Source organism: Burkholderia sp. AU32262 (genome assembly GCF_020419985.1).
Classification (GTDB): domain Bacteria; phylum Pseudomonadota; class Gammaproteobacteria; order Burkholderiales; family Burkholderiaceae; genus Burkholderia; species Burkholderia semiarida.
Genome location: NZ_JAIZRS010000040.1, coordinates 42,255 through 50,661, shown reverse-complemented (window position 1 = coordinate 50,661; position 8,407 = coordinate 42,255). Strand labels below are relative to the sequence as shown.

Genomic DNA, 8,407 nt, shown 5'->3' with positions numbered 1-8,407 from the left:
ACGCTCGTCTTCGCTCAGCACCAGTTCCGCCTTCGGTCGTCCCATCGCCATGCTGACGTCTCCCGTTCCGTTGACGTCAACATGCTACGCGAAGATAGACCAGTTAACAACGGAACAGGACACTAGGCGCATGTCGCCCCTCACAATGGAATGAACGGTGGATGCTGCTGTCGAACCGCACGATATCACGTGAAGCCCGGCGGGCGATTCGATCTTCGCCTCCACGGGGAATCGCCAGCCGGGACGGGAAAGGGGAAGCCCACTGCAACGTGCGTACCAGTCGAGTCGCACCAGCGGCGTACTTCGATCAACCCGGCATCGCCGATAACGGACACGCGTCAACCCCGTTTTGCAGGGCGGCGCAGCACGAACCTTGCTCCCCGCCCCCATTCGACTTTCACCCTGCGGCGGATCCGGCCGCCGCTACGAGAATGCACATGCCCAGGAAAAAATCCAGCATCTGGTTGCGGCATCTTGAACTGTTTTCCGCTGCGGCCGGCGCGCGTCCGAAGAAACGGGCCGGCAAGCCGCGGCCGGCCGCAAAAAAGGCCGCCAGGAAGGTCGTTCAACGAACCGGCAAGCCGACCGTCGCCGCCCCTGCCGCCAAACGGACGGGCATCGTGCCCGCCGTCCGCGCTCCGTCGGCCCGGCCGGCCGGCACCTGGCTCCGCTCGTTTCATTCCGCCGGCCCGAGCGCCGGCCGGCTCGTGAATCATCTTGCGTATGCGCTGTACCTCCCCGCGGCACCTGCCAGCACAGTGGACATGCCGGCCGTCGTCATGCTGCACGGCTGCAAGCAGACGGCCGAATCGTTCGCCGCGGGCACGCGCATCTGCCGTCTCGCCGAGCGGTCCGGTTTCGCCGTGCTGTTTCCCGAGCAGGCCAAGACGGCCCATGCTCATCGCTGCTGGCACTGGCACGGCGACGCGACGCAGTCCGAAGCCGCGGCCGTCGCATCGCTCGTCGACGCGATCGTGAAACGCCACGGCTTCGATCGCGACCGAATCTACGTGGCCGGCCTGTCCGCCGGCGCCGGGCTCGCCGCGGCGCTGGCGCTACGGTATCCCGACCGCTTCGCGGCCGTCGGACTGCATTCCGGCCCGGCCATCGCGCCGCCGTCGTCGACGATGGCCGCGATGAGCCTGATGCGTCGCGGCATCCGCGACGATCCGATCCACGCGCTCGACGTGTGCGCCGACGTCGCCTCCTATCCCGGCATGCCGGCGCTCGTCGTGCACGGCGCGCTCGATACGGTCGTGACCGACCGGAACGCAACGCAGCTCGGCATCGCGTTCGCGCGGCTCAACCGGCTCGTCGACGAACATGGTGCGATCCGCGTCGGCGAGCAACGCAGCTACGCGCAGGGCGATGCGGACTTTATCGATTATCTGAAGGGTGGACGGTTGATCGTCCGGGTGTGCATCGTGCGCGGGCTGCCGCATGCCTGGAGCGGCGGAGATCCCGGCGAGCCGTTCCATTCCGCCAAGGGGCCGGACGCGACGGCGATGTTCTGGCAATTCTTCCGTCGTCAGCGCCGCAAACGACTGGCGTGACGCACGACACCCGCGCCGCCGGCCATCACGTCGTCACGCCCGCTGCTCCAGCGCGGCCGCGCCCGCGCGGTCGCCGGCGCGCCGAACCGGCAACCGTATCCGGAAGGTCGTGCCGCGCCCCGGCTCGCTGGTCACGTCGATCGTGCCGCGGTGACGCTCGACGATGCCGTGCGAGACCGACAACCCGAGCCCCGTGCCCTGCCCGACCGGCTTCGTGGTGAAGAACGGATCGAAGATCCGCCGGACGACGTCGGGCGTCATGCCCGCACCGGTATCGCTGATCTCGATCGACACCTGATCGCCGTCGCTCGACGTGCGGATCGTGATCACGCCGCGCTCGGCAATCGCCTGCGCCGCGTTGACCAGCAGATTCATGAAAACCTGGTTCAACTGCGACGGCAGGCATTCGACGTGCGGGAGATCGCCGTAATCGCGCACGATGTCGGCCTTGTACTTGAGCTCGTTATGGACGACGTTGAGCGTGCTCTCGAGGCCCGCATGCAGATCGACCACGCTCCATTCGTCGCTGGCCGGGCGCGAGAAATCGCGCAAGTCCTGCACGATGCGACGCACGCGCAATGCGCCGTCGATCGACTCGTCGATCAGCGGCGCGATCTCGCCGCGGACGTAGTCGAGATCCGCGGCACGGTGCACGGCCGTCAGCGCGTCGCGGGTGGCCGGATCGAGTTGCGGCAGCGCGGCTTCATGCGCGGCGACCACGTCGAGCAGGCTGCGCACCCACGTCTTCAACGTGTTGAGGTTCGCGCTGACGAAGCCGATCGGATTGTTGATCTCGTGTGCGACGCCGGCCGCGAGCTGACCGATCGACGCGAGCTTCTCCGATTGCAGCAACTGTTCGTGCGTTTCCTCGAGCGCATGCAGCAGGCGCCGCTGTTCGTCCTTCTCCTGTTCGAGCAGCGCGTGCGCGGCCTTGCGTTCGTCGATCTCGGTCGCCATGTTCTCGCGCGTGCGTTGCAGCATCCGCGTCGTCTGCTCGTAGCTGTGCAGCGCGCGTTCGAGTTCGCCGGTTCGCAACCGCACGAGCCGTTCGAGCGTATCGGTCATCCCGCGCAGGAAAGTTGTGCGCGCATCGAAACGGCACACCAGCAGCGTGACGACCAGCGTCGCCATCGTAAACAACGCGACGGTCGTCGCGAGCCACGGCGCGTCGACGCCGTTCGCGGCGCCGCACCGCGCATCCGGCGCGAAGTGCGCGGCCGCCATCGCCGTGTAGTGCATGCCGGTAATCGCGACGCCCATGATGACGGCCGCGCCGATGCGTTGCGCGGTCGCGTGATGCGCCTGCCGCATGCGCAACGCCTGCGCGATCCACAGCGCGGCCGTCGACGCGATCACCGCGATTCCGATCGACGCGGCGAACAGCGCGGCGTCGTAGCGAATGCCGGGCTGCATGTGCATCGCGGCCATCCCCGTGTAGTGCATGCCGGCGATCCCGCCGCCCATCAGCACGCCGCCCGCGCACAGCCGCCGCCAGCCCAGCCGTGCGCGCGTGACGACGTTCAGCGCGAAGTACGACACGAGCACCGCGATCGCCAGCGAGGCGCCGGTTTCCTGCCATGCGTAGCCGAGCGGCACCGGCAGCGAAAACGCGAGCATGCCGACGAAATGCATCGACCAGATTCCGGTGCCCATCGCCGCGGCCCCGCCGCCGAGCCATGCGCGCTTGAGCTTCGGATTGTCGAGCAGCGAAATGAACGCGGCGAGATCGAGCGTCGTATAGGAGGCCAGCGTCGCGATCGCGAGCGACAGCAGGACGAGCGGAAGATTGTAGATGCCATGCATGATCGGACGCCCGGAACGGGTTGAATGCATCGCCGCGGCGCGGGCGGTCGCCCGCCCCGCGGCCGTCAGGCCGACGTTCGATGTCAGGCCGGCGGCGCGCCTGCGTTGGGAGCGTGCGTCTGGCCGGCCGGACGCGCCAGCACGAGAATGTCGAACGGCGTGCCCTCCCGCGTCTCGAAGCGGCGCACGAGCTCGATCTGGTGCGCGGACATCACGCTTCCCTTCGTCATCAACAACACGCCGCGATGCGTGCGCAAATCGTCGGCGAGCTCCATCCCTTCGCGCAGTTGAGCCGACCGGATTTCCGCGACGGACGCCGCGATGCCGAGACTCGCCGGATCCCGCATCAACTCGATGAAGTCGGCAACCAGTTGCGGGTCGTACCGCACGCTCGCCTGCGAGCGCAACACGTCGATTGCCTGCTCGATCGAATGCGGTGCGCCGATTTCGCCGTGGCGCAGGCCTTCGAAATCGCGCGCGATCGCGACGATCCGCGACCCGATCGGGATCGCGTCGCCGACCAGCCCGTCCGGCGTGCCGCGGCCGTTGAAGCGCTCGTACTGGTGCAGCACGATCGACGCGACCTTGTGCAACTGGGCGACCGGCGTCAGCACCATCTGCGCCCGCAACGGATGCTCCTGGAACACGCGGTGCTCGTCCGTGGTCATCTTCGCGAGCGGCTTGTGCAGCAATTCGTCCGGCAGCGACAGCTTGCCGATGCCGTGCAACAGCCCCGCGAAATAGACGTCCTGCGCGTGCAGTTCGCTCATTCCAGCGGCCAGCGCGAGCCGCCGCGCGATCTCGCCGACGCGCATCGCATGCCCGCTCGCGGCCCCGCAGCGCAGCTCGATCATGCTCGCGCACACCTGAACCATCGCCGTGAAGCTGCTTTTCAGGTCGCCTTGCGCCGCTTCGAGGAACATCACCGTCTGGCCGAGCTCCTCGGTGCGCGCGCGAACCTGCGTTTCGAGGTCCGTATTGAAACGGCGCAGCGCTTCGTTCTGCGCCTCCGTCAGCGCCGCGAGCCGCGCCGCTTCGCGACGCAGACGGCGCTGCTCCAGCGCCTGCTCGATGGTCAGCAGCAGGTCGTGATCGTCCCACGGCTTGTTCAGGTAGCGATAGACGCCGCCTTCGTTGACGGCCTGCACGACCGACGCGATCTCCGCATAGCCGGTCAGCAAAATGCGCATCGTGTCCGGGTACAGCGCCCGCGCGCGCGCCAGGAATTCCGCGCCGCTCATGTGCGGCATCCGCATGTCGGACACGATCAGGTCGATGTCGGTCGACGCGAGGATGTCGAGCGCGGCCTCGCCGCTATCGGCGGTCACGATGTCGTAGCCGGTGGGCCGGAATACGCGCCTGAGCGCGGACAACACGTTCGGTTCGTCGTCGACCAGCAGGATCGACGCCGCTACGCCGGATGCCGCCGCGGTGTCGGACGTTTCGGGCGGCACGGCATTCACGCCGTTTGTTGCAGATGTCGTCATAATCGGCCTCGGATCAATTGTTTACGCCCTCTCTGCAACATCGGCCGGCTCCGCGTTTTCCACATCGGGGGAAACGCTAATACGTGCGCGTCGATTTCAACCGGCATGCATCGCGCGAACGCTACGTCGCCGCCGTGCCCGGTCCGCGCCGGTAGTAGATGTCCCATTGCGCTTCGGCGGTTCGCACGAAACCGTGCCGTTCGTAGAAGCGGTTCGAGTCGCTGCCGCGCAATGCGCCGACGCGAACGGGCATCCGGTGTTCGTCGGCTTCGGCGAGGATCCGGCGCAGCACGGCGGCGCCGATGCCCTTGCGCTGATGCGCGGGCAGGATGTACAGGTGGTCGAGCAACCAGTGGTCCGCCATCGGGCGAAGCGTGTAGAAGCCCGCACGCAAATGGCCGGCTTCGATGAAACGGCATTGCGCGGGGTCGAACGACGCGAGAAACCGGTCGCGCGCACGCTGCGGATCGAAACGGCCGATGCGCTCGAGGCTGTCGCGCATCGCGGCGATGCGGATCGCGACGAGCGTGTCGGCGTCGGCGTGCGTGACGGGGACGAAGGTCAGGGACATTGTCTTTGGCTGGCGAAGGATGCACGGAGAAGCAAGCGCCCGGCCTGGCGGCGCCGCGCCACCGGGGCATCGACGACGCACGACGTCGCCCGTGCGCCTCGCTGCGTCGCGCTCGCGTGGCCGGAAATCCTTCGCCGATTATCTCGCGCTTCACCGACGAATGAGGCCAACCGAGCCCGGACGTCTTCGTTCGACGCGGGCTTCGGCGCGGCACGTCACCCTCTGGTCGGTGAGCGCGAAGCAAACGAACCGATGCAATCGGCTCAATGGAATAAAAAGCGCTGGCCGGTGAACCGGCCAGCAAAAAGGTCCTGGCGATCCGAGGTTGGTGTGTGCCAGAACCACATGCATTGAACGGCGCGCGGTGTAACGGGCAGGCATGTCATACGATCGACGAGGCCGATCGGAGCGTTGCCCGCTCGAACCCGCGCAATAATCTGTGATCGCAGTTCAGGCCAGGCTAACCGATGCGTCCCGGTTTGCGCTCACGCCCGCGAACCTGAACGCATCGTCGGGCGTCGGTACTTCCCATGTCGCGATCATCTCGTCGGTCGGAAGATAGTCGGGATCGGCCGACGCGACCCCGACCCATACGCCTTGGGATACCTGCCTGCCATGGAGATAAAAGTGCAGCTCCCGGCCAGCGCGCTCGCACGTGCACCGAATCCTCTCCACCGATCGGCCCAGTTTTCTGATCCGTGCGACCTGGTTGCGATCCAGCTCGAACATGGTGCTCATCACCCCGTCGCAATCGCCGATGCCAAGCATGTTGCTGTCGTCGGTAAACATCCACGACGGATGCGGCGTACCCAGGCGCAGCATGAAAAAATCAGCGGACTCTGAACCAATCATCCTGTTTCTCCGGCAAAAAATACGTCGTTCCACCCACTGAAGCTTGATCGGAACGCACATCCATCCAACCTGTTCCCTTCGCCCTGCCTGAATGCTCGAACGGACGTGCGCCAGCGCCTGGTAATCGGCGGGGCTCAACATCGCCACGCGCGGCGTCCGTCGCTTCCGAAGCACCTACACGCTTGCCTGACCCGTGACGGGTTCGGCGGCGATACTGTCGGAACCGGAAAGTCTCACCGCAACAGCGGCTGCCGCCGTGCTCCCGTAGACGTTGAGGGCGGTTCTCCCCATGTCGAAAAACGCGTCGACGCCCAGGAGCAGCAGCACCGCATCGGCCGGCAACCCGATCGACGTCAGAACGATGGTGATGGCGACGATCGCCCCGGAGGGCACGTTGGCTGCGCCGTCGATGGTGATGATCGTCAAGATCAGAATCGTGATCGCGAGCGGCCAGGACCACGCAAAGTGATAGGCGTCGGCCAGATAGCCGACCGCAAGAGCCGTGTAGAGCACCGCGCCGTCGCGGTTGAAAATATAGGCGAGAGGCAAGATCGTCGACGCCACGCCGTACGGAACGCCCAGTTCAACGAGTTTCTTCAGATGCAGCGGGTAGGTAATTTCGGAAGAGCGCGTCGTGAAGCCGAGGATCAGCGGTTCCCTCACCTTCCTGAGCACGGCCAGAGGCGACTGACCGGCGACGCGAATGACGGCCGTGAGTACAACCGCGAGAATCGCCATGCCGAGATAGGCGACGCCCAGAAGCTCGATAAGCGAGTGCGCGCCCGCAAAGCCCTTGGCTGACAGCAACTGCGCGATCGCGGCGAAGATCGCGAGCGGCGACCATGCGATCACCCACTGGACCATCTTGAACAGCCCCGACAGCAGCGCCTCGAACACGGCGATCGCAGGCTCGGCGCGCTCGGGGGCCGCCGCCAATGCCGCACCGAAAATGACGCCGAAGACGAGCACCGGCAGCGAATTTCCCGCCGCGAGCGCAGCGACGATGTTTGCGGGAATCAGATCAACGAGAAATTTCGTCCAGTCGATGCTCGACGCGAGCGCCGCGGGCATCGATCCAGATTGCGTCATGCTCGCACCGAGGCCCGGTCGAAATGCAAGGTTGAGCAGCAGGCCGAGCGACGCGGCCAGGCCCGTCATCAACACGAAGAAGCCGATACTGGACAGGGCGACCTTTCCGAGCCGCTCGCGAAGTCTGCCGGCCCGAAAGACTCCGACCGTGACCGACAGGAAGATCAGCGGCATGACGACCATCTTGATCGCGTGGCCGAACATCCCGCTCAGAAAGCCGAGCTTCGCGGCAAAGCCCGGAGCAAACACGCCGCACGCGGCGCCCAGGACGAGTCCGCCAAGCATCTGCATCGGGAGGGAAAGCCCCTTATTTTTCGTGTTCATGCCGTGCCTTTAACAGTTTGATCCGTGCCGGCGTACCGTCAACGATGTGATTCCACATATGCTGACGTGCAAGCTCGCCGTCGTTCGCTTCGATTGCGTGAAAGATGTGCAGGTGCTCGATCGTGCCGCGCCGAACGGTTTCGGCGTCGCCGCGCGGGAGTTCGTTCAGGGCCAGGGTCTGGGCCCGCAACAGACCATACGCCGACGAGATCCGGACGTTCCGTGCGGCAGCGAACAACTCTTGATGAAACACCCAGCCGATACGTTGTTCGAGCATGATGTCCGAGACGTCCCGCTCAACCAGTTCCTGCATTTTTACCGCGGCCTCGCGAAGCCCTGCCGTTGCGCCCGACCTCGCTGCAAGAAACGCCGCGGTACTCTCCAGCGCCAGGCGCATTTCAAAAATTTCGCGGAGATCGCTCGTGGTCGGCGAAGCGACGTAGGTGCCGCTCTTTTCGATCACGACGACCAGCCCTTCGGACTCGAGCAAATGCAATGCGCTGCGCACCGGCATCTGGCCGAAACCCAGTTCATCCGACAGGCCTCGATGAGATACTTTCTGTCCAGGCGCAAGCCGGCCGTCAAAGATCCTCGATCGGATCTCGTCGTAGGCGAGCTCTGCATCTGTCGAGACTTTCGACGTCATCTGTGATCGCAGTTAGCGTATGATTGAAAAGAAGTCGCGGATAGGAAATTACCCTTACTCATAACGCACGGCAACTGCTAAT

The 8,407-nt window shown here is 65.4% G+C and carries 7 protein-coding genes; 1 reads left to right on the top strand and 6 read right to left on the bottom strand.

The annotated features are described in order from the left end of the window. Positions 1 to 437: 437 nt before the first annotated feature. Positions 438 to 1,553 carry a PHB depolymerase family esterase gene (locus LGN10_RS31340; protein WP_060010650.1) on the top strand — a complete coding sequence of 372 codons (1,116 nt, stop codon included), beginning with the start codon at positions 438 to 440 and terminating at the stop codon, positions 1,551 to 1,553. Positions 1,554 to 1,586: 33 nt separating this feature from the next. On the opposite strand, the gene LGN10_RS31335 is transcribed toward LGN10_RS31340, so the two are convergent. The 6 genes from LGN10_RS31335 to LGN10_RS31310 form a co-directional block, all read right to left on the bottom strand. Further along, the gene (locus LGN10_RS31335; RefSeq protein WP_060010653.1) at positions 1,587 to 3,356 is read right to left on the bottom strand and encodes a histidine kinase; all 1,770 of its coding nucleotides are present in this window, start codon (positions 3,354 to 3,356) and stop codon (positions 1,587 to 1,589) included. Between the two features lie 83 nt (positions 3,357 to 3,439). Further along, positions 3,440 to 4,843 (bottom strand): HD domain-containing phosphohydrolase, encoded by a 1,404-nt coding sequence (locus tag LGN10_RS31330; RefSeq protein ID WP_089466217.1) that lies wholly within the window; start codon positions 4,841 to 4,843, stop codon positions 3,440 to 3,442. Between the two features lie 121 nt (positions 4,844 to 4,964). Next, the gene (locus LGN10_RS31325) at positions 4,965 to 5,414 is read right to left on the bottom strand and encodes a GNAT family N-acetyltransferase (protein WP_089466218.1); all 450 of its coding nucleotides are present in this window, start codon (positions 5,412 to 5,414) and stop codon (positions 4,965 to 4,967) included. 450 nt (positions 5,415 to 5,864) lie between these two features. After that, on the bottom strand, positions 5,865 to 6,266 hold the full coding sequence (locus tag LGN10_RS31320; RefSeq protein WP_089466249.1) for a hypothetical protein: 402 nt from the start codon (positions 6,264 to 6,266) through the stop codon (positions 5,865 to 5,867). Between the two features lie 174 nt (positions 6,267 to 6,440). Then, positions 6,441 to 7,679, bottom strand: a complete 1,239-nt coding sequence (locus LGN10_RS31315) for a dicarboxylate/amino acid:cation symporter (RefSeq protein ID WP_226226075.1) — start codon at positions 7,677 to 7,679, stop codon at positions 6,441 to 6,443. After that, positions 7,663 to 8,325, bottom strand: a complete 663-nt coding sequence (locus LGN10_RS31310; RefSeq protein ID WP_059577463.1) for a GntR family transcriptional regulator — start codon at positions 8,323 to 8,325, stop codon at positions 7,663 to 7,665. The genes LGN10_RS31315 and LGN10_RS31310 overlap by 17 nt, the downstream gene beginning before the upstream one ends. Between the last annotated feature and the right edge of the window lie 82 nt (positions 8,326 to 8,407).

Excerpts from the sequence above, each read along its gene's own strand:
- LGN10_RS31315 (WP_226226075.1), bottom strand. The coding sequence starts at position 7,679 with ATGAACACGAAAAATAAGGGGCTTTCCCTCCCGATGCAGATGCTTGGC.
- LGN10_RS31325 (WP_089466218.1), bottom strand. The coding sequence starts at position 5,414 with ATGTCCCTGACCTTCGTCCCCGTCACGCACGCCGACGCCGACACGCTC.
- LGN10_RS31310 (WP_059577463.1), bottom strand. The coding sequence starts at position 8,325 with ATGACGTCGAAAGTCTCGACAGATGCAGAGCTCGCCTACGACGAGATC.
- LGN10_RS31330 (WP_089466217.1), bottom strand. The coding sequence starts at position 4,843 with ATGACGACATCTGCAACAAACGGCGTGAATGCCGTGCCGCCCGAAACG.
- LGN10_RS31320 (WP_089466249.1), bottom strand. The coding sequence starts at position 6,266 with ATGATTGGTTCAGAGTCCGCTGATTTTTTCATGCTGCGCCTGGGTACG.
- LGN10_RS31340 (WP_060010650.1), top strand. The coding sequence starts at position 438 with ATGCCCAGGAAAAAATCCAGCATCTGGTTGCGGCATCTTGAACTGTTT.
- LGN10_RS31335 (WP_060010653.1), bottom strand. The coding sequence starts at position 3,356 with ATGCATGGCATCTACAATCTTCCGCTCGTCCTGCTGTCGCTCGCGATC.